General features: G+C 36.0%; 23 protein-coding genes. 10 read left to right on the forward strand and 13 right to left on the reverse strand.

Annotation, left to right across the window (positions count from 1 at the left end):
* The first annotated feature begins 86 nt into the window (after positions 1–86).
* Together map and PFY10_02085 are read left to right on the forward strand one after the other, a co-directional pair.
* Positions 87–896 carry a type I methionyl aminopeptidase gene (gene map / locus PFY10_02080; protein ID WBV57229.1) on the forward strand — a complete coding sequence of 270 codons (810 nt, stop codon included), beginning with the start codon at positions 87–89 and terminating at the stop codon, positions 894–896.
* Positions 896–1,663: a methyltransferase domain-containing protein gene (locus tag PFY10_02085; GenBank protein WBV57230.1), complete on the forward strand. Its 768-nt coding sequence runs from the start codon at positions 896–898 to the stop codon at positions 1,661–1,663. Before map ends, PFY10_02085 begins: the two co-directional genes overlap by 1 nt.
* A 58-nt stretch (positions 1,664–1,721) precedes the next feature.
* Here the strand turns inward: PFY10_02085 and PFY10_02090 are convergent, their stop codons facing one another.
* Entirely contained in the window at positions 1,722–2,048 is a 327-nt protein-coding gene (locus PFY10_02090; protein WBV57231.1) for a multidrug efflux SMR transporter, read from the reverse strand.
* A gap of 162 nt (positions 2,049–2,210) precedes the next feature.
* The gene (locus PFY10_02095) at positions 2,211–2,774 is read right to left on the reverse strand and encodes a Crp/Fnr family transcriptional regulator (protein WBV57232.1); all 564 of its coding nucleotides are present in this window, start codon (positions 2,772–2,774) and stop codon (positions 2,211–2,213) included.
* A gap of 307 nt (positions 2,775–3,081) precedes the next feature.
* Here PFY10_02095 and PFY10_02100 point away from each other — a divergent pair, with 307 nt between their 5' ends.
* The 5 genes from PFY10_02100 (at position 3,082) to PFY10_02120 (ending at position 9,076) form a co-directional block, all read left to right on the forward strand.
* Positions 3,082–4,083 (forward strand): LacI family DNA-binding transcriptional regulator, encoded by a 1,002-nt coding sequence (locus PFY10_02100; GenBank protein WBV57233.1) that lies wholly within the window; start codon positions 3,082–3,084, stop codon positions 4,081–4,083.
* 33 nt (positions 4,084–4,116) lie between these two features.
* Positions 4,117–5,013, forward strand: a complete 897-nt coding sequence (locus PFY10_02105) for a carbohydrate kinase (GenBank protein ID WBV57234.1) — start codon at positions 4,117–4,119, stop codon at positions 5,011–5,013.
* 74 nt (positions 5,014–5,087) lie between these two features.
* On the forward strand, positions 5,088–5,963 hold the full coding sequence (gene era / locus PFY10_02110) for a GTPase Era (GenBank protein WBV57235.1): 876 nt from the start codon (positions 5,088–5,090) through the stop codon (positions 5,961–5,963).
* 66 nt (positions 5,964–6,029) lie between these two features.
* Positions 6,030–6,458, forward strand: a complete 429-nt coding sequence (locus tag PFY10_02115; GenBank protein ID WBV57236.1) for a DoxX family protein — start codon at positions 6,030–6,032, stop codon at positions 6,456–6,458.
* A gap of 215 nt (positions 6,459–6,673) precedes the next feature.
* A complete protein-coding gene (locus PFY10_02120) occupies positions 6,674–9,076 on the forward strand; it encodes a prolyl oligopeptidase family serine peptidase (GenBank protein WBV57237.1) in 2,403 nt (800 codons plus the stop codon).
* 113 nt (positions 9,077–9,189) lie between these two features.
* Here PFY10_02120 and PFY10_02125 read toward each other — a convergent pair whose 3' ends face one another.
* Positions 9,190–9,879 (reverse strand): HAD hydrolase-like protein, encoded by a 690-nt coding sequence (locus tag PFY10_02125; protein ID WBV57238.1) that lies wholly within the window; start codon positions 9,877–9,879, stop codon positions 9,190–9,192.
* Positions 9,880–9,955: 76 nt separating this feature from the next.
* Between PFY10_02125 and PFY10_02130 the strand changes: the two genes are divergently transcribed.
* Positions 9,956–10,525, forward strand: a complete 570-nt coding sequence (locus PFY10_02130) for a Crp/Fnr family transcriptional regulator (GenBank protein WBV57239.1) — start codon at positions 9,956–9,958, stop codon at positions 10,523–10,525.
* 27 nt (positions 10,526–10,552) lie between these two features.
* On the opposite strand, the gene PFY10_02135 is transcribed toward PFY10_02130, so the two are convergent.
* The 8 genes from PFY10_02135 to PFY10_02170 form a co-directional block, all read right to left on the reverse strand.
* Positions 10,553–11,920 carry an MATE family efflux transporter gene (locus tag PFY10_02135; GenBank protein WBV57240.1) on the reverse strand — a complete coding sequence of 456 codons (1,368 nt, stop codon included), beginning with the start codon at positions 11,918–11,920 and terminating at the stop codon, positions 10,553–10,555.
* Between the two features lie 70 nt (positions 11,921–11,990).
* Complete coding sequence (locus PFY10_02140; GenBank protein WBV57241.1) at positions 11,991–13,175, reverse strand: sigma-54 dependent transcriptional regulator; 1,185 nt, start codon at positions 13,173–13,175, stop codon at positions 11,991–11,993.
* A 56-nt stretch (positions 13,176–13,231) separates the two neighbouring features.
* The gene (locus PFY10_02145) at positions 13,232–13,891 is read right to left on the reverse strand and encodes a YggS family pyridoxal phosphate-dependent enzyme (GenBank protein ID WBV57242.1); all 660 of its coding nucleotides are present in this window, start codon (positions 13,889–13,891) and stop codon (positions 13,232–13,234) included.
* 112 nt (positions 13,892–14,003) lie between these two features.
* Positions 14,004–14,870 carry a polysaccharide deacetylase family protein gene (locus PFY10_02150; protein WBV57243.1) on the reverse strand — a complete coding sequence of 289 codons (867 nt, stop codon included), beginning with the start codon at positions 14,868–14,870 and terminating at the stop codon, positions 14,004–14,006.
* Positions 14,871–14,996: 126 nt separating this feature from the next.
* Positions 14,997–15,725: a DUF72 domain-containing protein gene (locus PFY10_02155; GenBank protein WBV57244.1), complete on the reverse strand. Its 729-nt coding sequence runs from the start codon at positions 15,723–15,725 to the stop codon at positions 14,997–14,999.
* 59 nt (positions 15,726–15,784) lie between these two features.
* A complete protein-coding gene (locus tag PFY10_02160; GenBank protein ID WBV57245.1) occupies positions 15,785–18,652 on the reverse strand; it encodes a heavy metal translocating P-type ATPase in 2,868 nt (955 codons plus the stop codon).
* A gap of 288 nt (positions 18,653–18,940) precedes the next feature.
* Positions 18,941–19,501, reverse strand: a complete 561-nt coding sequence (locus PFY10_02165; GenBank protein ID WBV57246.1) for an AraC family transcriptional regulator — start codon at positions 19,499–19,501, stop codon at positions 18,941–18,943.
* Positions 19,498–19,893 carry an acyl-CoA thioesterase gene (locus tag PFY10_02170; protein WBV57247.1) on the reverse strand — a complete coding sequence of 132 codons (396 nt, stop codon included), beginning with the start codon at positions 19,891–19,893 and terminating at the stop codon, positions 19,498–19,500. Before PFY10_02170 ends, PFY10_02165 begins: the two co-directional genes overlap by 4 nt.
* 578 nt (positions 19,894–20,471) lie before the next feature.
* Here PFY10_02170 and PFY10_02175 point away from each other — a divergent pair.
* Positions 20,472–20,828 (forward strand): RNA-binding protein, encoded by a 357-nt coding sequence (locus PFY10_02175; protein WBV57248.1) that lies wholly within the window; start codon positions 20,472–20,474, stop codon positions 20,826–20,828.
* A 127-nt stretch (positions 20,829–20,955) separates the two neighbouring features.
* Here PFY10_02175 and PFY10_02180 read toward each other — a convergent pair whose 3' ends face one another.
* Both PFY10_02180 and PFY10_02185 read right to left on the reverse strand, forming a co-directional pair.
* Positions 20,956–21,423, reverse strand: a complete 468-nt coding sequence (locus tag PFY10_02180; protein WBV57249.1) for a BlaI/MecI/CopY family transcriptional regulator — start codon at positions 21,421–21,423, stop codon at positions 20,956–20,958.
* Positions 21,424–21,431: 8 nt separating this feature from the next.
* Entirely contained in the window at positions 21,432–22,034 is a 603-nt protein-coding gene (locus PFY10_02185; protein WBV57250.1) for an ABC transporter permease, read from the reverse strand.
* A gap of 125 nt (positions 22,035–22,159) precedes the next feature.
* Between PFY10_02185 and pdhA the strand changes: the two genes are divergently transcribed.
* On the forward strand, positions 22,160–23,161 hold the full coding sequence (gene pdhA / locus PFY10_02190) for a pyruvate dehydrogenase (acetyl-transferring) E1 component subunit alpha (GenBank protein ID WBV57251.1): 1,002 nt from the start codon (positions 22,160–22,162) through the stop codon (positions 23,159–23,161).
* Positions 23,162–23,242 lie beyond the last annotated feature (81 nt).

A 23,242-nucleotide genomic window follows, 5' to 3' on the forward strand; every position in this document is an offset into this window, starting at 1 on the left:
ATTAGAAATTAGATTTTTGCATGTCTTTTATTAAGATTAAATCATTAATCTAACTTCTAAAATCTACTATCTAACATCGTATAAAAATGATTCAATTAAAAACAATAGACGAGCTTCGTCTTATGAAACAAAGTGCTCAATTGGTTTCCAAAACATTAGGAATGTTAGCGAAAGAAATCAAACCGGGAATTACGACTTTGTATTTAGATAAATTAGCCCATGATTTCATTAAAGATCATGGAGGGGAACCGGCATTCTTAGGATACGGGGGATTTCCCAATTCACTGTGCATCTCTCCGAATGAACAGGTGGTTCATGGCTTTCCCAATAATGACATTATTAAAGAAGGAGATGTTCTTTCTGTAGATTGTGGGGCTGTTTTAAATGGCTTTGTGGGAGATCACGCGTATACCTTCGAGATAGGGGAAGTGAAGCCTGAGGTTAAGAAACTGTTACAGGTTACCAAAGAATCCCTTTATAAAGGAATTGAACAATGCATCCGTGGAAAAAGGATTGGAGATATTTCTCATGCAATTCAAGCTCATTGTGAAAAAGAAGGCTATGGAGTGGTAAGAGAGCTTGTAGGGCACGGATTAGGAAGAAAGATGCATGAAGATCCTCAGGTTCCGAATTACGGCAGACAGGGAAGTGGAAAAGTGATCAAGGATGGTCTTGCCATTGCTATTGAGCCTATGGTTAATCTGGGAACTGAAAAAGTAAAATTCCATAATGACGGATGGACGGTAACTACCCTGGACAATCAGCCATCAGCACATTTTGAACACGATGTGGCTGTGATCAACGGGAAACCTGTATTGCTATCTACTTTCAAATACGTATATGAAGCATTAGGTATTCAAAGTGATGAGGAGAAGCCTTTTCAAATGGATTTCTAATGAAAAAAGTAACCAAGCTTTTACTGAATACTATTCCGCGTCCTGCGCTTATTACGATGAGCATCTGGGCAAGGCCGCTTATCTACCAGTTTTTTAAGGGAGATGAATTTTTCGATCCTATTGATGGGAAGTCATACCGTAAGTTTCTTCCGTATGGATATGGAAAACAAAGGGAAAATGCTTTATCTCCAGGAACATTAAGTTTGGAAAGACATCGTCAGATGTGGTTATACCTTCAGAATGAAACCGATTTTTTTATTAAGAACTATAAAGTTTTGCACATCGCTCCTGAGCAGGAATTTTTGAGAAAGTTCAAAAGGATGCGTAACCTGGATTATATTTCTGCTGATTTATATTCTCCTATTGTAGATGTGAAAGCAGATATCCTGAACCTTCCTTTCGCTGATGACAGCTTCGATATTGTTTTCTGCAACCATGTATTAGAGCATATTGAAGATGATGCAAAAGCAATCAGTGAATTATACAGGGTAATGAGACCTGGAGGATGGGGTATTTTCCAGGTACCCATGAAGAATTCACTGGAAAAAACCTATGAGGACTTTACCATAAAGGATCCTAAAGAGCGGCAGAAACATTTCGGGCAGTATGATCATGTACGTTGGTATGGAATGGATTATTTTGACAGGTTGAAAAAGGCCGGATTTGAGGTTGATATCAATTTCTATTCACAAAAGTTTACCGAAGAAGAAATTAAAAAATACGGATTAAGATATAATGAGATCTTACCTGTTGTTTTCAAAAAATAAATAAAAATGTCTACACCATAATGTAGACATTTTTATTTGGTTAAAGATACAGCTTTAATTAGTGAGATGCTGCTTTCAATCCGATGATGGAACCAATCAGCGTTGACAAGAAGAATATCCTCCAGAACGTTACCGGATCCTTAAAAAAGAGCATTCCCATTAAAGCAGTACCTACTGCACCAATCCCCGTCCATACAGCATATGCAGTTCCGATAGGTAAAGTTTGCGTTGCTTTGATCAAAAGAAGCATACTAATGGTCATGGTAACCAAAAAACCGGCAAACCAGTAATACATTTCTGATCCTGATGTTTCTTTTGCCTTTCCAAGACAGGAAGCAAAAGCTACTTCAAACAACCCTGCAATAATTAAAATAATCCAGTTCATTTTTTTATTTTTTTCTGATGCAAAGTTCCGTATTTAAAGGGAAAAATAATTTTACAAATGTTAAAAAATGATGCTCCAAAGCTTTTTGTGATCTAAGATAGTTTTAGTAGGTCAAAATTTTTATGATATGTCGTACTTTAAAAATGCTGAATTTATACAGTGTTACTTAATTTCAGCGCGGATTCTGCTCAGACTTACCTGGGTAATTCCGAGATAAGAAGCAATGTGTCCCAACTGAACCCTTCTCAAAAGATTGGGTTTGTCACGCATCAGGTCTTTGTAGCGTTCGGTAGAAGTTTTGAACTGTCTGGATATTATCAACTCTTCTGTTTTTACAAGCTCTCTTTCTGCAAACTTACGGCCCCAATTGGCAATGTAGATGTCTTCATTGAAAAGTTTTCGGAGATATTCTGTTTCTAACCGGTACAACTCACATTCTTCCAGCAGCTCGATACTTTCATAACCCGGTTTATCTTCTACATAACTTTTCATGGAGACAATCGTTTCTCCTTCACTGCCAAACCAGAAAGTAATATCATTATCCTGGGTGGAGGCATAGGCCCGAACAATTCCCTTTTTAATAAAATAAACATAAGGAATGATCTTATCTGCTTCCATAAGGCAAAATCCTTTGGGGTAAGCTGCTTCGGTAATATGAGCTTTAAGCTTTTCCCGTGAAGATTCAGGGAGAATCAGTAAATTGTCGATGATTTCGTCTATAGTCATGAAGGCAAATTCTAATCAGTCAAAATTATTTGTTTTTACTGATTTAATGAAGATGTTATGGTTAATTTTTACATTTGCGATCTTTAAAATGAGTAAATCGCAAAATAATATTCTGGTCAATTAGGATTAAACAGCTGAGAGATAATGAAAATAAGAGTTGTATATTTCTGATCTATAGTTATATATAAGGTGAATTTGTGATTTTTCAAGAAATTATAAGCATCTGTAATTTGATATAAAATAAATTCTGTTTTTATTTCATTTTTAGTAAATATAAAATATTTTTGTACGCCGCCAAATAAACAAAATGAAGAGAGCTTCCATTAAAGACATTGCAAGAATTGCCGGAGTTTCCGTTGCAACTGTTTCTTATGTGATCAACAAAAAGGAGGGAAGCAGAATCAGTGAAGTAACCAGGAATAAAATTCTGGATATTGCAGAAGAAATAAATTATACACCCAATAAGATTGCCAGAAGCTTAAAAATGAGCAAAAGCAAGCTAATAGGTCTCATTGTTCCGGATATTTCAAATGATTTTTATTCCAATATTGCGCGTTGTATAGAAAATGAAGCTATGAAACTGGGGTATACCATACTTATCGGGAGTTCTGATGAAAACCCTGATAAGTTTAAAAAGCTTACGGAGCTTTTTTCTCAGCAACAGGTGGACGGAATGCTTGTAAGCCCTGTAGCAGGCTCTGATGATATCGTTAAAAAGCTGCTAAAGGACGAATATCCTATTGTGTCTATTGATTATTATCTCGAAAATGTTGAGCTTCCTGCAGTAACGCTGAATAATTTTGAAATTTCCGGGCAGGTTTTCAACTATCTGATGGAGCATAAATTTGATGAATTGATCTATGTGGGATACAATACCCATCTTCCGCATTTGCTTGACAGACAGCGAGGGTTTGAGAGAAAAATCAAGGAACACGGTATTGCATCAAAGAAAGTGCTGGTAGAAATGGGAAATGTTACCTCAAAAGTTCATGCAGGATTAGATGAACATCTTAAAATAGGTGCAGGAAAAACAGGATTATATTTTTTAAACAATAAAATAGGAAATGCAGGATTGCATTATCTTGTCAAAAATAAGATCAGGGTTCCTGAAGATGTTTCTGTCATTGCTTTTGATGAAACCGATGCCTACAATTTATTTCCTACAGAAATTACCTATATAAGACAGCCGTTGGAAGAAATGGCCAGACAAGCTGTAAAACTCCTCGATGAACAAACAAAAAATTTCTCTGAAAAGGGAGAAACAATAGTTTGTGAAGCAGAATTAATTATAAAAAAATCAGTCAAATAAAAAATTTAACCTATATATTAAACGTTTAACCTAATGAAAAAAAATAATCAGTATGTAGTATGTTTCGGAGAAGTTCTTTGGGATATATTTCCACAAGGATCCAGAGCTGGAGGAGCACCTTTTAATGTAGCTTATCATGTTTCTAAAACGGGAATTGATGCGAAGGTACTCAGCAGAATAGGGAACGATGATCTCGGTAACCAGCTGGTCAGTCAGATCAAAAACTGGGGAATGACAACGGACTATATTCAGGTCGATGTTGATAAACCAACGAGTACCGTTGTAGCTACTATTGATGAGGATAATGAAGCCAGCTATGAAATTATTAATGAAGTAGCCTGGGATTATATAGAAAACCTTCCGGAGCTTACTGAATTGGTATCTCATGCCCAGGCATTTATTTTCGGAAGTTTATCCGCACGGAATAAAAAAACAAGAGAGACTCTTTTTAAGCTTTTGGAACATGCAGAACTTAAAATATTTGATGTCAATTTCAGACCTCCGTTCATAGAGGTACAGCTCATTAAAGATTTACTTCATCAAGCTGATATTGTAAAGATGAACAAAGCAGAAATGAGACAGATCATCGATTTTCTTAATGAAGAATATATTGATGAAGATCAGAGTGCTGCTTTAATTCAGGATCATTTTAAGATTAAGGAAATAGTTCTTACCAAAGGAAGCAAAGGTGCCAGGTATTTTAAAGGGACAGAAAGCTATACCTGCCCGGCTGTTCCGATCACCATTGCAGACACCGTAGGAAGCGGAGATTCTTTTCTGGCGGGATTTATATCCAAAAGAATACAGCAGGAAGCTCCGGAAATCATTATGAAAGAAGCTGTTGCATTAGGAGCATTCATTACGTCAAAAGAAGGGGCATGTCCGGAGTATGAATATGAAGAATTTCAAAAGTTCAGGGACCAGCATTAAAGACTTAAATCTTTAAAATTTATCCTAAAGACCAGTTTTCTTTTACTAACTTTGCAGTCCGTAATATAATTTTTATGCACAAATCAGGATTTGTAAATATAGTTGGAAAACCTAATGCAGGAAAATCAACGCTCCTTAACCAGTTGATGGGAGAGAAGCTTGCGATTGTAACGCAGAAGGCACAGACAACACGTCACCGTATTTTTGGAATTTATAATGAAGAGGATTTACAGATCGTATTTTCCGATACTCCCGGGGTATTGGATCCTAAATATGGTCTTCAGGAGAAGATGATGGATTTTGTAAAGGACTCTTTACAGGATGCCGATGTATTTTTATTTATTGTAGATGTTACAGATAAAGCGGAACCTTCGGAATTTCTCATTGAAAAACTGAATAAAATTCCGGTTCCGGTTTTACTTTTATTAAATAAGGTAGACCAGACCAACCAGGAAGGTCTTGAAAAGCTGGTAGAAGAATGGCATAACAGAATTCCTAAGGCCGAAATTTTACCGATTTCTGCATTAAATGCCTTTAACACGGACGTTATCCTTCCAAAGCTAAAATCGATGCTTCCGGAAAACCCGCCTTATTATGATAAGGACCAGTATACAGATAAGCCGGAACGTTTTTTTGTTAATGAGGCAATCCGTGAAAAAATCCTTTTGAATTATGAAAAGGAGATTCCTTATTCCGTAGAAGTGGTTACCGAACAATTTAAAGAAAAGGAAGGAATCATTTTTATAGACTCTATTATCTATGTGGAAAGAGATACCCAAAAAGGGATTATCATTGGCCACAAAGGGGAAGCAATAAAAAAAGTGGGTACGGAAGCGAGAGTGGATCTAGAGAAATTTTTCGATAAAAAAATTCATCTGAACCTGTTCGTAAAAGTGAAAAAAGACTGGAGAAAAAACGACAGGGATCTAAAGAATTTTGGGTACAGATAAACTAAAACATCAATAATCATCGTTGTATAGAAAGATTTTACTATCTTTAAACTAAATTTTTCATACATGAATTATAGTAACTCAAATTCTAATCCCATATTTAGAGATATTATACTGTTAATTGTGAGAGTTTTTATTGGATTTGCCATGCTTTCACACGGATATCCCAAACTCCAGATGCTATTGGAAGGCGGCAAGATAGATTTTTATGATTTCTTAGGACTTGGTCCGCAGATCTCTTTAATTCTTACCATTATAGCAGAGTTTGTATGCTCAATACTCCTTATTTTAGGATTATTTACCAGAGTAGCTCTGGGTTTCCTTATCTTTACAATGATTATTGCGGGATTTGTAGTTCATGGATCCGATCCATTTGAGAAAAGAGAGCTGGCTTTTATTTACCTCTCTGTTTATCTTCTTTTAATCGCTTATGGAGCCGGAAAGATCTCGGTGGATTACATGATAGAAAAACGAAAAAGGGCATCCGATTGGTAGATGCATACCGATATAAATAAAGAGGGCATAATTGTATGCCCTCTTTTTGTTTTATAAAAGATAAAATTCACGATGTATCTTCACCTTATAATCTCGATTATGTTGTAAAAATCATTAGGTAATTATCGGATTTTACAAGTTGCAGGACAGGCTAAATGATTGTTGTTTACCCTTTATAATAACAAAATTTACTAAATTCGTAAAAAATGTATATAATGAAGATAAAACTAACCGTTTGCCTTCTTGCGTTCCTTAATTTTTATGAAGCGCAGGAAAATGTTACTTATCAAAAGCCGTCTGCTGAAATTCTTAAACTTGCAGACTACGAAAGACCTCCAAGTGTTTTAATGAACAGTAAAAAGGATTGGGTAGTTTTCACTTACCGTCCTACCTATAAAACCCTAGAAGATCTTAGTCAGCAGGAAATGAAATTAGGTGGTCTCAGAATAAATCCTGTGACGAATATTTCTAGTTCAGCAACTTACTCCAATAACCTTAAGGTTAGAAAAATCAATGATAAAAGTGAGGTTCAGGTAAAAGGATTGCCTTCCAATCCTAAAATAACCAATACTTCTTTTTCTCCCGATGAAAAAAAGTTTGCCTTTACCAATACAACAGCAAAAGGAGTAGAGCTTTGGATCGTGGACCTTGAAACGGCAACGGCTAAGAAAGTTACCAATGATAATCTCAACGCCAACCTGGGTAGTCCTTATACGTGGTATAAAGATTCTCAGAATTTACTGATAAAAGTGCTTCCGCAAAACAGACCTGCATTGATAGATTCAAGCAGGGATCTGCCAACAGGACCTATTGTATCTACTGCGGATGGAAAAGTATCCCAAAACAGGACGTATCAGGATCTTCTTAAAAATCCTCAGGATGAAAAAAACTTTGAAATTCTTACCGCTTCAGATATTTATAACGTAGATCTTTCCGGCAACGTAAAAAAAGTGAAAGATCAGGACATGTATGCAGGTCTGAGCTTTTCACCGGATGGGAATTACCTGATGGTTACAACAATCAAAAAGCCTTTCTCATATATCGTTCCTTTGAACAGGTTTCCCATGACAACAACTGTATATGATGCTAAAGGAAGCATGGTGAAAGTCGTAAATGAAGTCCCTTTAAATGAGATTATGCCTAAAGGTTTTGCCTCAGTAAGGACAGGTAAAAGAGATATGGGCTGGAGAAGCGATGCCCCGGCAACACTTGTTTACGCAGAAGCGCTGGATGGAGGTGATCAGGCTAGAACTGCTGAATACAGAGATGAAATCTTCACCTGGGAAGCACCGTTTAACAATGCGGCAAAATCGTTCTTTAAAACGAAGCAGAGATATGAAGGAACGAGCTGGACCAATGATCATTATGCTATCGTTTCTGAAGATTGGTATGATACAAGAAATACCAAGTCATTTTTAGTAGACCTGAACAACGGGGAGTCAAAAGTAATTGATGACAGAAACTATCAGGATGTTTACAGCGATCCCGGAAATTTCAATACCACAAAAAATGAATTCGGAAGAACTGTAATTGATATGAAAGGGGGAAAAGCTTATCTTATCGGAGCAGGATTTACAAAGGACGGACAGCATCCTTTTATCGATGAAATGGATGTGAAAACATTAAAAAAGAAAAGACTTTACACTTCAAACTTAAAAAATGCTAAGGAAGATATTATAGATATCCTTAATCCTGCAAAAGGTGAGGTACTGACCATCCAGCAGTCTGCGAGCCAGTATCCTAATTATTTCAGGAAAAACATCAAATCTAATAAAGCAGAAGCTGTAACTACTTTTGCCAATCCTTTCGAAAGCATCAAAGATGTGTATAAGGAAGTGATTACTTACAAAAGAAATGATGGTGTAACGCTAACGGGAACTCTTTATCTTCCGGCAAACTATGACAGAAAAGCAAAAAAAGAAAAACTTCCCTTGCTGATCTGGGCTTATCCTACAGAATATAAAGATAAAAATACGGCAGGGCAGAATACTCAGAATCCTAACGACTTTACCTTCCCTTATTACGGTTCCTTTGTATACTGGACCACAAAAGGATATGCTGTTCTTGACGATGCTGCATTCCCGATCATAGGGGAAGGAAAAACAGAACCTAATGATACTTTTATTCCGCAATTGGTAGCGAATGCAGAAGCAGCAATCAATGCAGTAGATCAGTTAGGCTATATCGATAAGAAAAAAGTAGCCGTAGGAGGGCATTCCTACGGGGCTTTTATGACCGCTAACCTTTTAACCCATTCTAAATTGTTTGCGTGTGGAATTGCCAGAAGCGGAGCTTATAACAGGACATTAACGCCGTTTGGCTTCCAGAGTGAGCAAAGAAACTATTGGGATGTACCTGAAATTTATAACACAATGTCACCATTTATGAATGCTGATAAAATGAAAACACCATTATTGCTGATCCATGGTGATGCGGATAATAATCCGGGAACATTCACTTTACAGACGGAAAGATATTTCCAGGCATTGAAAAATCTGGGTGCTCCCGTAAAGATGGTTCTTTTACCTAAAGAAGCCCACGGATATGTCGCAAAAGAAAATATTCTTCATTTGCTATGGGAACAAGATCAGTTCCTGGAGAAATGTCTCAAGAAATAAAATAAAAAACTCGTCCAAAGGGACGAGTTTTTTGTTATAGTAAACCTAATATCATTGAATTAATATGGTTATTATTACAATAAGCATTTACAGGATAAAATATCAACTGATCATTACAAATATTTCAAAACCCCACTGATATCATCAAGTTCAACAAATCTTTCATGTTTCAGCTGATGTTCATGTTGCTCGTGAGCCCAGGTGATATGGAAAGGGATATGAGCTGCATAACCTCCTATCTCAAGGACAGGTAAAATATCTGATTTTATGGAATTTCCCAACATAAGAAAATGTTCAGGTTTGCAATCCAGATGCTTCAATAGCTTTTGATAATCACTATTTTTCTTATCACTCATAATTTCTATATGATGAAAATATTTTTCGAGCCCGGATTTTTTAAGCTTACGTTCCTGATCAAGCAAGTCTCCTTTTGTAGCCATAACCAACCTGTATTTTCCTTTTAGTTGTTCTAAAGTCTCGGTTACACCTTCAAGAAGTTCTATAGGCTGCTGAAGTAAATTATGCCCCAATTCAATTGCTTTATTGACCAGTTGGAGTGAAGCTGTTCCGTTTGAGACTCTGCAGATGGTTTCCACCATAGAGAGCATAAAGCCTTTGACTCCATAACCATAAAGGTGAAGATTCTGCATTTCAGTTTTAAATAATTCCTGGGAAACGGAGTGATGTGGAAGGTAGTCTTCCAGTAAAGCACAAAATTCCTTTTCCGTTTCCTGAAAATACGGCTCGTTTATCCAGAGCGTATCATCTGCATCAAATGCTATTGTTGTTATATGATTTTTCATTTTACTTTTGTACATTTCTGAAGGCAAAAATCAGAATAAAAAATACATCAGAAAAGGACATTTGTCCCGGACCTATATGTTACGAACGAACGAAGCATTTTTAAAGTATTTAGAGCAGCTATACGCAAATCAGGAGCGTAAAGAAGATATTGTTATAAAATCATTTTCAAAGGGGCAGAAAATATTTACCCAGAACGAAGCGGCTTCGAAAGTAATGCTTATTCGTGAAGGAATTACAAAATGCTATTTTGTAGAGGAAAATGAAAAGGAATATATTATGGAGTTTCTGGGAAAAGGTGAAATTATAGGTGAGATAGAGTTTATTAAAAATATTAATTGCCTTTGCTCCATCGAAGCTATGACCAATGTTTCTGTATACGCTATTTCCATCCCTTATTTGAGATGGGTGATTAAAAATGACCTTACCTTGAATAACCTTTTGCTGGATGTATTTGCTGAACGTATTGTAAATACATCGACAAGGGCGTCTTACCAGCAGCTTTACACCACTGAACATAATCTGGCAAAGCTTCTGAAGCTACAGTCCAAACAGGAGATTGAAATTTCAAAAGAAGATATGGCTGCTTATTTAGGAGTGACCATAAGAAGCCTAAACAGGGCGTTGAAAAGTCTGAATAATAACTAAAAAAGCGGTCTGACAAGACCGCTTTTTTTATATGGATACATTCTGCCTGATTTTCTTTGCAGACATATTTAAAAAACGTTTGACCAGGAAGATTGCAGAAATGGTTAATCCCAATCCTAAGGCAATCCACATTCCGAATGCCCCCATATTTAGCGTAACACACAATAAGTAGCCCAATGGAACGGTAATCACCCAGTATGCTATAAAAGTGTAAATAGAAGGGATCTTCACATCCTGTATTCCTCTAAGCATCCCCAATGCTGTAACCTGAATTCCATCGGATAACTGGAATAATGCTGCGATAATCATTAGTTTTGATGCCAGTGTTATCACTTCAACTTCTTCTTTTTTGGTGAAGAATGTTGGGAGAATATTTCTACCCAGAATAAATACAATTCCACAGATGCACATAAAGATAAAGGCAATTTTTAAATTATTAAGCCCAACTTTTCTCAGCTCTACATAATTTTGTTCACCCATCTTCCTTCCGATCATTACGGTAGAGGCTACACTGAATCCTACACATAAATTAAAGGTAAACGAGGCCATGCTTAATGCAATCTGGTGAGAGGCAATATCGTGAGCTGAAATCAATCCACAGATGAAAGCGGCTCCCGCGAAGGCAGTTACTTCAAAGAACATTTGCAAAGCTGTTGGTAGTCCTAATTTTACCATTTTATCGAACATACTTCTGGAGAACACCTGGATCTTTAATGAAAAATCTTTGATATAGCGTCTTGTTCTTTCTTCTTTTAACAAAACGAAGTAAAGAAAAACCACCATAAAAATCCGCGCGATCAAACTAGCCAAAGCAGATCCTTTTACTCCCATCGGAGGTAATCCGAATAGGCCCTTGATAAAAACGTAATTTAAAACAATATTAATAACGTTTGCAATAATGGTTGCTTTGGTCACACCAATCGTGTAGGATAGTCCTTCAGAAACCTCTCTCAAGGTCTGAAACGCCATAAAGGGGATCATACTGATCGCCATAATTCCCAAAAAATGAACTGTATCAGGAACGATCTTCACAGGCTGTCCCGAATGATAGAGTAGAGGTAATCCGAGTAACAGGACTGCCATTAAAATAATTCCTACAGTCATATTGATCACAAATCCATGGCTGAATACGGAATTAATTCTTTCATGGTCGTGTCTTGAATGTGCCTCCGAAACAAGGGGAGGGATAGCAAAAGAGAATCCCAGTGCCAGTACAAATGTCGAAAAAAATACGGCATTTCCTAGAGAAACGGAAGCTAAAGCATCTGCACCTAATAGTTTTCCGACAATAATATTGTCGAATAAGTTAACAGATACTTGTCCTACCTGCGTTAGCATTACGGGTAGCGCCAAAGTAAGGCATTCTTTGGTATAGTTTTTATTTAAAAAGCTCATAGTTTTAACAAAAAAAATTTGCAGTGTTACTACTGCAAATTTTTTATAATTTATTTAGTTTATAATTAAATTATTTTCTTACAAAATTTGCAACATCCTCCTTGGAAACTGTGCTTCCACCTAGAATAATTAATCTTTCCACAACATTTCTTAATTCTCTTATATTTCCAGTCCATGAAAGGGCTTTAAGCGCTTCAATCGCTTCATCATCAAATTTTTTCACGGCTGTACCATGTTCATCCGAAATCATTCCTGAGAAATGTTCTACCAATAATTTGATATCTTCTTTTCTTTCATCCAATGGTGGTACATAGATTTCAATTACAGATAACCTGTGGTAAAGGTCTTCTCTGAATTTCCCCTCTTCAATTTCTTTCTGCATATTTTTATTCGTGGCAGCAAGAACCCTTACATCAACTTTTATTTCTTTATCGCTTCCTACAGGAGAAACTTTGCTTTCCTGAAGTGCTCTTAAAACCTTTGCCTGTGCAATAAGGCTCATATCTCCGATTTCATCCAAGAAGATAGTACCTCCTGTTGCCTGTTCGAATTTTCCCTGCTTATCTTTGATAGCTCCGGTAAAAGAACCCTTTACGTGTCCGAAAAGTTCGGATTCGATCAGTTCTGATGGTATCGCCGCACAGTTTACTTCGATCATAGGTCCCTTTGCCCGTTCACTTTGATTGTGAATAGCATGCGCTACAAGCTCTTTACCTGCACCGTTAGGCCCGGTAATAAGAACTCTTGCATCAGAAACAGCTACTTTTTCGATCATATCCTGAATCTTCTGTAATGCAGGAGATTCACCGATCATTTGGTATTTTTTGTTGACTTTTCTTTTAAGTGTTTTATTTTCACTCTGTAGCGTCTTATTTTCCTTTTTCAGGGTTTCTTTCGCTAAGGCATTTTTAACACTGGTGATTAGTCTGTTGATATCGATAGGCTTAGAAATGAAATCATATGCTCCATCCTTTAAGCAAGAAACAGCAGAATCAATATCCGCATGCCCTGAGATCATAATAAAAGTAGTTTCGGGTTTTAACACCAAAGTCTGCTTCAGAAGCTCTGTTCCTGAAAGTTTTGGCATTTTTATATCGGAAATCACTAATGCGAAATCTTCTTTTTCCAGGTGTTTGTAACCCTCTAAACCATCTTCGGCTACTACAAATTCATAATTGGTAAGTTCATCAGACAGAATACTGTGCAGTACTCCTGAGATTGCTTTTTCGTCTTCTACTATAAGGATTTTTTGCATAGTTGCAAATTTAGATTTTTTGATTGAATTATTAGCAAAAACTATACCTAAATACTTTATTTAGAATAATCTCTTCGCCCGAAAATTGCAGAGCCAACCCGTACGGAATTTGCCCCGCATTCAATGGCAATAGGGAAATCATCACTCATTCCCATTGATAAGGTATCCAGTTTTTTTAATTGATTTAATTCATCAAAAACTTTTTTTAAGGTTAAAAATTCCTTTTTTACCTGTTGCTGATCGTCAGTGAATGTAGCCATCCCCATAAGTCCGGTAATGTGAATATTAGCAAATTCACCATTGATGTATCTTTGGAAGAGCTCTCTGGCTTCTGATATTTCAAGACCGAATTTACTGTCTTCAGCAGCGATTTTTACCTGCAGAAGAACCTTAATTTTTCGGTTATGTTTTCCTGCTTCTTTATTGATCTCCAGCAATACTTTTTCAGAATCCACACTCTGGATCGTGTCGATAAATTCAGCAATATATTTTACCTTATTCGTTTGCAGATGCCCGATAAGGTGCCATTGAATATCTTTCGGAAGCAGAGGATATTTCTCCATAAGCTCCTGGACTTTATTTTCACCGAAAACTTTCTGTCCCAGGTCATAAACCTCCTGAATAGCTGAAACAGGATGGGTTTTTGAAACGGCTACCAATTGAACTCCTTCGGAAAGCTGTCCCTTTATATTGTTGTAATTTTCTTTAATATCCATAATTGCAAATTTCTGAATTCTTATAGCAAAAAGCTAATGATTTTATAAAATTTTAAATAGGTCTGAGTTATTTTTTTGCCATGAAATTTCAGAATGAGCCTTGTTTCATGTTTTAATTTAAAACTTCATTGATTTTAGGATAAGCGGAAATCTTTCTGAATACAAAGCGATTGGTCTTCTGTAGTTTTTCAATAAACAGGTCGAGCTCATTAATTGAATCGGTATCCGAAAGATACTGATCATGGGTAAGGAATACCAAATGTCTTGATGTTTTTTCAAGGTCATTAAAAAAGATACTGTCTACTTTTTTCAACATGGCTTCGTGGCTTCCTTTAAGGACCATTCTGTTTGTAGGCTTCCATTCCAGATCCCAGCCGATTACTTTATATCCTGCCTTTTTTAAATGATCGGCTGCCAGCGAAGAACTTTTAATATCCGTAACATTGATGTTGTTGAGCCTCCAGATATTTCTGCCCGGAGTTCTGGCGATTTTATTGTGCAGTGTAAGACTGTCCTTTGCTCTGTCAAAATCATGGACAACTGCTTCCGGATTTTTATAAAAACTGGAATATTTGTTGTGGGCATGCGAAAAGCTGTGATTGGCCAGTTCAATTAATGGGTCTGCTTTCAGCAGTTCCATATCGTTCTTTTGTCTGTTGCTGTCATAGCAGTGTTTTCCCACTATAAATGCAGTAGCACATACATTTCTTTTGCGTAAAACTTTCAGAAGGTTTTCGGTCCCGCGATTAGGACCATCATCAAAAGTAAGATAAATAACTCTTTTGTCTGTCGGGGTTTCGTCATCCTCCAATTCGGGGACTATTTTTGCGACGGGATGGTCTTTGGAAATCATCTTTTCAGAATCTTTCGCGTCTTTTTTCTCATTACAGCTGTTGAATAAAACTGAAGTTGCACTCACCAATGCAAACATCCCAAGAAAAGTCAGGTTTCGCGACTTTTCCGCAAAAAGGTTTTTCATAAAAAAATTGGAGATTAAATGTTAATTATCGTTAAAATTTACAAATAGATGTTAACAATATACATGCCAATTTTTATAAAAAAATAAGTTTTAATAATATTTTAATCTATTAATTGTAAAGGGTTTTCAAGATAATATTTTTTTCAGATACAGGCCATTTTTGATTGCGGCAGTTCCCCAGGTGTTATTGAAAAATATAAACGCTTTCTTTTGTGATTTTTGTATTTTTTCGGCCAAATGATTGAGAAATTCGTGAGTGTACTCAGATTTGTAGAGCACAGGCTTTCCGTGAAGTCTATAATAAATGATTTCAGGATGATTACTCATTAAGTCTTCCGGAAGATTTCCGGGAAAACTGACACCAGAAAAAATAATGTTTTTTTGCTTTAAAGCTTTTAAGACTTCATCAGTCCACCATGAAATATGTCTGAATTCCATTACATTTACAAAATCAAAGTCTGGATGTGTTAGTACCAAATCAAGGTTTTCGGGAGTATTTTTGAAAGAAGGCGGAAACTGATATAAAAATCCGGATAGTTTATTTTTTAATCCCTCATGGATGTGACGGCAAAAGATTTCGATCTCGTCCTTACAATCTTTCATTCTTTTTTCGTGGGAAATTGTTTTGGGGATTTTAATAAAAAACCTGAATTCTTCAGGAGTTTCATCAAACCATTTTACAAGAGTTTTCAGAGTCGGTTTTCTATAAAAGGTAGAATTAATTTCTACAGCATTGAATTCTTGAGAATAGAGCGTAAGGAAATTTTTAGCAGATGCATCTTGTGGATACAGAGAGCCTTTCCAATCGTTATTATAGAATCCTGAGCAACCGATATGATACATTTCTTTTTTCATGGTTTTATAAAGTTCCTCCGGATTTGATCTATAAACCTGGAATCCGGAGGAAAATTTGATTATTTAATGTCGAGATCGACAGCGTTTAATCTTAATGAATTAAGAATCACCGATAAAGAGCTGAAACTCATAGCTGCGGCTGCAATCATCGGAGATAACAGAATTCCAAAAAAAGGATACAATAATCCTGCCGCAATAGGAACTCCTAATACATTATAGATAAAAGCAAAAAAGAGGTTTTCCTTAATATTCTTCAATAGTTTTTCACTCAGAAGCTTAGCTTTGGCTACACCTATGATATCTCCTTTTAATAAAGTAATCTCTGCACTCTCAATAGCGACATCCGTCCCTGTTCCCATAGCAATTCCGATGTCGGATTGTGCCAAAGCAGGAGAGTCGTTGATTCCATCACCTGTCATTGCGACAATTTTTCCTTCTTTCTGAAGTTTTTTAACTTCATTTAATTTATCTTCAGGTAAGCAATTGGCTTTGTAGTGTATGATACCCAGCTCATCCGCTACAGCTTTAGCTGTATGTTCATTATCGCCGGTCATCATCACGATATCCAGACCTTCTTTCATTAAGAGCTCAACGGCCTTTTTAGAACTTTCTTTGATTTTATCCCTAAAACTTATGAACCCTAAAACATTATGATCCTCGGCAATATATGAAATCGTATGCGCTTTGGACTGAACTTCAATTGCCTTCTGTTTTAAACTATCAGGAATGGCAATCTGATGAGAGGTCAGGAGATTTTCGTTTCCAACATACACCGTTTTTCCATCGATGATTCCTTTTACCCCTTTTCCGGATATGTTTTCAAACTTTTCCACCTTCGCGGAAGAGATTTTTTGATCCTTAGCTTTTTTAATGACTGCGTTAGACAGTGGGTGTTCTGAATTCTGATTCAATGAATAGGCTAATTTTAAAATCTGATCCTGATTTCCGTTATCCACTGTTTCAATGTGTTCTACAGATGGTTTCCCTTCGGTAAGAGTTCCTGTTTTGTCCGTAATAAGAACATTTACTTTGTTCATTTGTTCCAAAGCTTCGGCATTTTTAATCAGGATGCCGTTTTTAGCCCCTTTTCCGATTCCAACCATCAAAGACATTGGAGTAGCAAGACCTAATGCACAAGGACAGGCTACAATAAGTACAGCTACAGCATTGACGAAAGCAAACAAACTTCTTTTCCCTTCGGGCCCGAAGAATTGCCATCCGACAAATGTTAAAGCGGCAATAAGGATAACCGTCGGTACAAAGATTTTGGAAACTTTATCGGTTAATTTTTGAATAGGTGCTTTACTACGACTTGCTTCATTCACCATTTTGATGATCTGGGACAATAGGGTTTCATCACCAACTTTTTCAGCTTTCATAATAAAAACCTGATTCCCGTTGATTGTTCCTGATGAGACCTTATCATCCATATTTTTTTCTACAGGAATCGGTTCTCCGGTGATCATACTTTCATCAACAATAGAGTTGCCTTCCGTTATTTTTCCGTCTACCGGTATCTTTTCTCCGGGCTTTACCTTTAAAAAATCACCGATCTTTACTTGAGAAAGAAGAACCCTTTTTTCTTCTCCATTTACGATCAGGTTGGCTTCATCCGGTGAAAGATTCATCAGCTCCCTGATTGCATTTCCAGTTTTTTTATGAGCAGCGGCTTCCATGAGTTGTCCCAGGATAACCAGCGTAAGAATGACACAGACTGCCTCAAAATAAAGAGGGATCTCATGATTGTGACCACGGATTTCATGTGGGATGATATCCGGAAAAAGAAGAGAGACAATACTGAAAATAAATGCTGCAGAAACTCCCAGGGCAATCAGACTGAACATGTTCAGATTCCATGTTTTAAATGAAACCCAGCCTCTTTTCATTAAAAACCACCCAGAATAGAAAAGCACAGGAAGTGTTAAAGCCAGCTCAATAAAGCCCTGAATCTGATGAGAGAACGGGAAATTAACCAGCATACCTCCCATGGAAAGAACAAATACGGGAACGGTAAATAGCAGTGAAATAATGAATTTTCTTTTTAATATATTATAGGTTTCATCATCTTCTTCCCCTCCAGTATCAGGCATTCTTATGAGATCCATTCCGCATATGGGACAGCTTCCAGGCTCATCCCGTATAATTTCAGGATGCATAGGGCAGGTATATTTTGCGGTCTTTTTCTCAGGATATTTCACAAGATCCATTCCACAGACAGGACACCCTACATTGCTGTCATAAGTTTTGTCTCCTTCGCAATACATCGGGCAATAGTATCTTCCAGCCATATCATCCGTAACTTTGGGAGCTTCATGATGGTGGGTGTGTGAATGAGAATGAGAATGAGAATGAGAATGAGAATGAGAATGTTCTGATGATGAATTATTAACAAGCTCTTGTGTAATTTCTTCCAGGTGCATATGACAAACCGGACAGTCGCCTTTTTCATCATATATTTTATCTCCTTCACAAAACATCGGACAATAATATTTTCCAATATGGTCTTTGAAGTTTTCCGGCAAATGGGTGGAAGAATAGGCCGGTTTGTAATTAGGGTCCTTAGCCTGCTTTTCTTCAATAGGAACAAGGTACATATGACAAACCGGGCATCGTTCTCCTTGTTTGAAGTATACTTTATCTCCCTCGCATTCCATAGGACAATAGTAAACTGAAGATCGAGAAACACGATCCTGAGGTTTAATGAAAGCTTTTTCCGGCTGCGTCTGATCCTCCAGCTGATAATGGCCAATCTCGGCTAAAGCCTTGTTTAGCGTATTAAGGTTAATTGCAGTATCTGAGATAATAGTTGCAAGATTATTTTCCAGACTGATATCTGCTGTAATACCCTCGATTGAATTTAGCTTTTCAGAGATTTTTTTCTGACAACCGGAACAGCTCATTCCGAGTATTTTATATTGTTGTTCCATGATCTTAAATTATAATACAAAATTCCGTAAAGGAAAATAATGTATGTTATAAATTTAAGGATAATAGTTATAGAATTTGGGAAATTGGGTATTTGGATGTTTGAGAGTCGGAGGGTGTTAGGGTATTAGGGTATTGAATAATGGAGTAATATTGAGTTATTTGGGATTTTATTATCTTGTAGTACTGAAGCATTTATCTGCTTAAAGGCTATTTTATCATCTCCAATTATATGCTTAAACCGTCAAACACGTAAGCTCTAATTAATCCCATACGCTGTGATACTTCACTCAAAAACTGTCAAGCGGTTTTCTGTTATGGACTTTCAGTTTTTTAAACTCAGTAGGGGTGAATCCTGTGCTGTTTCTGAATTGTGAGGATAAATGCTGTACACTTTTATAACCAAGCTTTCCTGCAATTTCCGTTAACGTAAATTCGTTATACAAAAGAAGCTCCTTTACCTTCTCTATTTTTTGAAGGATAAAAAACTGCTCCAAAGTAATATTCTCATTTTGGGAAAAGGTTTTTGAAAGGGAACTGTAATCCTTATGTATTTTTGAAGCCAGAAATTCTGATAATAAAAAGTCTTCATCAATATCAAGTTCGCTGATTTTGGTAATAATGAGATTTTTGATTTTCTCAACAAGTTGATGGGAGGAATCCTTTATTCTTTCAAAACCTGTTTTTTCCAATTCTGTTTCAATGGAACGCATATCATGATCTGAAATATCTGATTCCGTTTCCACTTCCCCAAGTTGTATGGATTGTATTCCGATCCCAAAATCATTAAAAATAGAAGAAACGGCAGAAATGCACCTGCCGCAGACCATATTTTTGATGAAAATTTTCATAGCTGGTTATTTAATCGGTCCTTTACGAATTCAACCTGTGTTTTACCATGAGGAAGAGGATTTCCGTCTTCACCTAAATTGACCATTACAATTTTATCTACCGTGATAATGGTTTGATGCGTCATTTTATTTCGTACCTCGCATCGCAATGTAATAGAACTTGAACCGAATGCTGTTACTTCAATCCCGATTTCAACAATATCTCCCTGTTTGGCAGAACTAACGAAGTTGATTTCCGAAATGAACTTCGTAACCACTTTTGTGTTTTCTAACTGAATGATAGCATAGAGAGCAGCTTCTTCATCGATCCATTGTAATAACCTGCCTCCAAAAAGTGAATGATTAGGATTCAGATCTTCGGGTTTTACCCATTTTCTAGTGTGATAGTTCATACCTTAATAATTTGCCCCACAAATTTAGCGCTAAAAACTGGCTTAATCAAACGAATAGGATTTAGTTATCAAAAGAGAAATATTTATTTTCTCGATCAGAAAATTTCATCATTTCGCAATATCAAACTCATCATATCATCTTTTTTCATTTTTTATTATTTCCGTTTTATTTAATCATTTGATATATAGTGTTTTAAAAATAATGTAGTTGTGTTTATTAAAAAATATTCAATGATAAGCTTAAATAGATGTGGTTTTAACTTGCATTTTAGCAATTTAATAGTATTTGTTGCTATATAAGTGTCATTTTACTATAAGATCTAGTGTTAAAAAATATTTAATTTTCCCAAATATTGCTTATAATATTATTGATATACGTATATAAAATATTGTTTTACGATAATTTTTCTAAATAGATCAAATATGGGTGATAAAATACTTGTAAAAACGCTTTGATTTGAAATTTTAAATTGTATCTTGCGAACGTTTATATTTGGAATCAATATTTGTTCATTTAATATATGTTGCTTTTCTTTTATATACCAAATTTTTATTAATTATTATAATTTTATTTAACAATGAACATTTTTGTTTCAAACATCAATTACTCAACTAAAGAGTACGAATTACAAGATTTATTCGCAGAATTTGGAGAAGTATCTTCTGCTAAAATCATTACAGACAAGGAAACTGGACGTTCCAGAGGTTTTGGTTTCATAGAAATGGGAGAAGAAGAAGGAAAGCAAGCTATTGAAGCATTAAACGCAAAAGAATTTAACGGAAAAACACTTAACGTTTCAGAAGCTAAACCAAGAGAGGAGAAGCCAAGAAGAAGTTTCGATAACAACAGAAGTGGTGGTTATGGAAACAACAGAGGCGGTGGATACGGCGGTGGTAACAACCGTGGTGGAAACGGCGGCGGAAATCGTTGGTAAAAAATATAAGCGGCTTTTAAGCCGCTTTTTTTATGTCTTTTTATTTCGTGTTCCTTGTTAATTAATCAATATAAATAAATTTATACGATACTGTTTTACTTATTTATAAATATGCCTTCTTCGGGGGCTAATCTTTTTTCTTCTTTTTCTTTTTATCCCTGTTTTTCTTATCCTTTTTGGGATTAAGGATCTCATTGGCAATCTCCAGCTTCGGTATTTTGGTTTTTACCGGTTTTATTTCAATTTTAAGATCGAAATACTCTTTTAAATCATCCTGTGATATTAATTTTTCATTCAATAGGAATTGTAAGATCTCTTTTCCCGAATCATGAAAGAAGTTATGCGAAAGTTCTTTTAATAAAAACTTTTTATAATGTTCATAGGGTATGGTGACTGAATATTTAAAAATCCTGCCTTCTTTCTGTGTAGAAAGATATCCCTTTTCAACAAGGATCTTCAGGTAAGTGGATACAGTATTCTGGTGTGGTTTTGGTTCCGGATGCTGCTCCATAACATCTTTCAGGTAGAATGAATCGAGCTTCCAAAATAGCTTCATTAAGTTTTCTTCTGCAGTTGTAAGATGATTTATTTTCATAAGATATTCTAATGTTGAAAGTGTATACTGCAATAAAGATAAAGAAAAGAAATTAAAAATGCTATTGCTGCACCCATAAATACTTCTTTTATAGTATGCCTCTTTAATATTACTCTTGTAATTCCCACAAGAACAGCTATTCCCAGCCATAAAAGTCCCATTTTCCAACTAATGGCATAAAATAAGCCGGCGACAAAAACATTGAAGGCCGTATGCATAGAGCTTTTAATAAAAAAATTACTTATCTGTAAGGAAAAAAGGAGAATAAGGATAAAAAGCATTAGAAAATCCAGTGAGCCATATTTGATATAGTGAAAAAGTAAATAGGCAATCACAGCAATTGCAGCAAAAATATAAAATGTCTTCCTCTGAACCCTGTTTGAAACATCCATATTGGTATATCTTCCGGTTTTTACATTCCAGATCAACCAGATTATAATAGGAATTATAATGATAAGTAAAATAGGAAGAAAGTAAGTAACTGAGTCTTTAAGGGAATATTCACGAACACTTTTATAAACAAAGAATAAAAATAAAGATACCAGCGGACTGAAAAATTCTGAGATAATTCTGGAGATTTTATGCAATGCGGATGTTTGTTTTTCTTCCATGTTTAAATTAAAAACTCAAATATAACATTATAAGTAAAAAAACAATTGGTATGTATACAATAAAAACAAAGTTTTTTTTATAATTTTGCTCAACTATTTCATAATAAATAAGCAAGAGCTAGCACATGAAAGAATTTTCTAAAGAGGTATACCTTAAGTGGTATGAAGATATGACAATGTGGAGAAGGTTTGAAGACAAATGCCGTTCTCTTTATCTAAAACAAAAAATCAGAGGTTTTTTACATTTGTATAACGGTCAGGAAGCTATTCCAGCCGGATTTACCCATGCAATGGATTTAACCAAAGATAGTATGATTACTGCTTACAGATGTCATATTCATCCAATGGCAATGGGAGTAGACCCTAAAAGAATTATGGCGGAACTTTGCGGAAAGGCTACAGGTACATCCGGAGGTATGGGTGGATCTATGCATATTTTTAGTAAGGAGCACCGTTTTTACGGAGGTCACGGTATTGTAGGAGGACAAATTCCTTTGGGAGCTGGTATTGCTTTCGCTGATAAGTATTTTGACAGAAAAGCTGTAAATATCTGTTTCTTTGGAGATGGAGCAGCAAGACAGGGATCATTACATGAGACATTTAACATGGCAATGAACTGGAAGCTTCCGGTAGTATTTGTGGTAGAGAACAACCAGTATGCGATGGGAACTTCTGTAAAAAGAACTGCCAACCATGAAGATATCTACAAATTAGGATTAGGATATGAAATGCCTTGTCTTGCAGTAGATGCAATGGATCCTGAAAAAGTGGCTGAGGCAGCTTATGAAGCTATAGAAAGAGCAAGAAGAGGTGATGGTCCTACATTCATTGAAGCAAGAACATACCGTTACAGAGGTCACTCGATGTCGGATGCTGAGCCGTACAGATCCAAGGAAGAAGTATCTATCCATAAAAAAGATGATCCAATCGAATTGGTAAAAGAAAGAATCCTTGCGAATAACTGGGCTACAGAAGCAGAATTGGAAACTATTGAAAATAAATCCAGAGATTTTGTTGACGAATGTGTGGAATTTATGGAAAATTCTCCATATCCAACCGCGGAAAAAATCTATGAGTATGTATATGCACAGGAAGATTTCCCATTCGTAGATAAACTGGAAAACTAAACATAATAGGAGATCATATGATGATGACCGGGAGTTATTATCATATCCCTTTCATTATCAAATTATCAAATTAATTCATTA

The sequence above is a fragment of the Chryseobacterium daecheongense genome (assembly GCA_027920525.1).
GTDB classification, from domain to species: domain Bacteria; phylum Bacteroidota; class Bacteroidia; order Flavobacteriales; family Weeksellaceae; genus Chryseobacterium; species Chryseobacterium proteolyticum.

Coding starts and splice junctions, on each gene's coding strand:
- map (WBV57229.1), top strand. CDS start 87: ATGATTCAATTAAAAACAATAGACGAGCTTCGTCTTATGAAACAAAGT.
- PFY10_02085 (WBV57230.1), top strand. CDS start 896: ATGAAAAAAGTAACCAAGCTTTTACTGAATACTATTCCGCGTCCTGCG.
- PFY10_02090 (WBV57231.1), bottom strand. CDS start 2,048: ATGAACTGGATTATTTTAATTATTGCAGGGTTGTTTGAAGTAGCTTTT.
- PFY10_02095 (WBV57232.1), bottom strand. CDS start 2,774: ATGACTATAGACGAAATCATCGACAATTTACTGATTCTCCCTGAATCT.
- PFY10_02100 (WBV57233.1), top strand. CDS start 3,082: ATGAAGAGAGCTTCCATTAAAGACATTGCAAGAATTGCCGGAGTTTCC.
- PFY10_02105 (WBV57234.1), top strand. CDS start 4,117: ATGAAAAAAAATAATCAGTATGTAGTATGTTTCGGAGAAGTTCTTTGG.
- era (WBV57235.1), top strand. CDS start 5,088: ATGCACAAATCAGGATTTGTAAATATAGTTGGAAAACCTAATGCAGGA.
- PFY10_02115 (WBV57236.1), top strand. CDS start 6,030: ATGAATTATAGTAACTCAAATTCTAATCCCATATTTAGAGATATTATA.
- PFY10_02120 (WBV57237.1), top strand. CDS start 6,674: ATGAAGATAAAACTAACCGTTTGCCTTCTTGCGTTCCTTAATTTTTAT.
- PFY10_02125 (WBV57238.1), bottom strand. CDS start 9,879: ATGAAAAATCATATAACAACAATAGCATTTGATGCAGATGATACGCTC.
- PFY10_02130 (WBV57239.1), top strand. CDS start 9,956: ATGTTACGAACGAACGAAGCATTTTTAAAGTATTTAGAGCAGCTATAC.
- PFY10_02135 (WBV57240.1), bottom strand. CDS start 11,920: ATGAGCTTTTTAAATAAAAACTATACCAAAGAATGCCTTACTTTGGCG.
- PFY10_02140 (WBV57241.1), bottom strand. CDS start 13,175: ATGCAAAAAATCCTTATAGTAGAAGACGAAAAAGCAATCTCAGGAGTA.
- PFY10_02145 (WBV57242.1), bottom strand. CDS start 13,891: ATGGATATTAAAGAAAATTACAACAATATAAAGGGACAGCTTTCCGAA.
- PFY10_02150 (WBV57243.1), bottom strand. CDS start 14,870: ATGAAAAACCTTTTTGCGGAAAAGTCGCGAAACCTGACTTTTCTTGGG.
- PFY10_02155 (WBV57244.1), bottom strand. CDS start 15,725: ATGAAAAAAGAAATGTATCATATCGGTTGCTCAGGATTCTATAATAAC.
- PFY10_02160 (WBV57245.1), bottom strand. CDS start 18,652: ATGGAACAACAATATAAAATACTCGGAATGAGCTGTTCCGGTTGTCAG.
- PFY10_02165 (WBV57246.1), bottom strand. CDS start 19,501: ATGAAAATTTTCATCAAAAATATGGTCTGCGGCAGGTGCATTTCTGCC.
- PFY10_02170 (WBV57247.1), bottom strand. CDS start 19,893: ATGAACTATCACACTAGAAAATGGGTAAAACCCGAAGATCTGAATCCT.
- PFY10_02175 (WBV57248.1), top strand. CDS start 20,472: ATGAACATTTTTGTTTCAAACATCAATTACTCAACTAAAGAGTACGAA.
- PFY10_02180 (WBV57249.1), bottom strand. CDS start 21,423: ATGAAAATAAATCATCTTACAACTGCAGAAGAAAACTTAATGAAGCTA.
- PFY10_02185 (WBV57250.1), bottom strand. CDS start 22,034: ATGGAAGAAAAACAAACATCCGCATTGCATAAAATCTCCAGAATTATC.
- pdhA (WBV57251.1), top strand. CDS start 22,160: ATGAAAGAATTTTCTAAAGAGGTATACCTTAAGTGGTATGAAGATATG.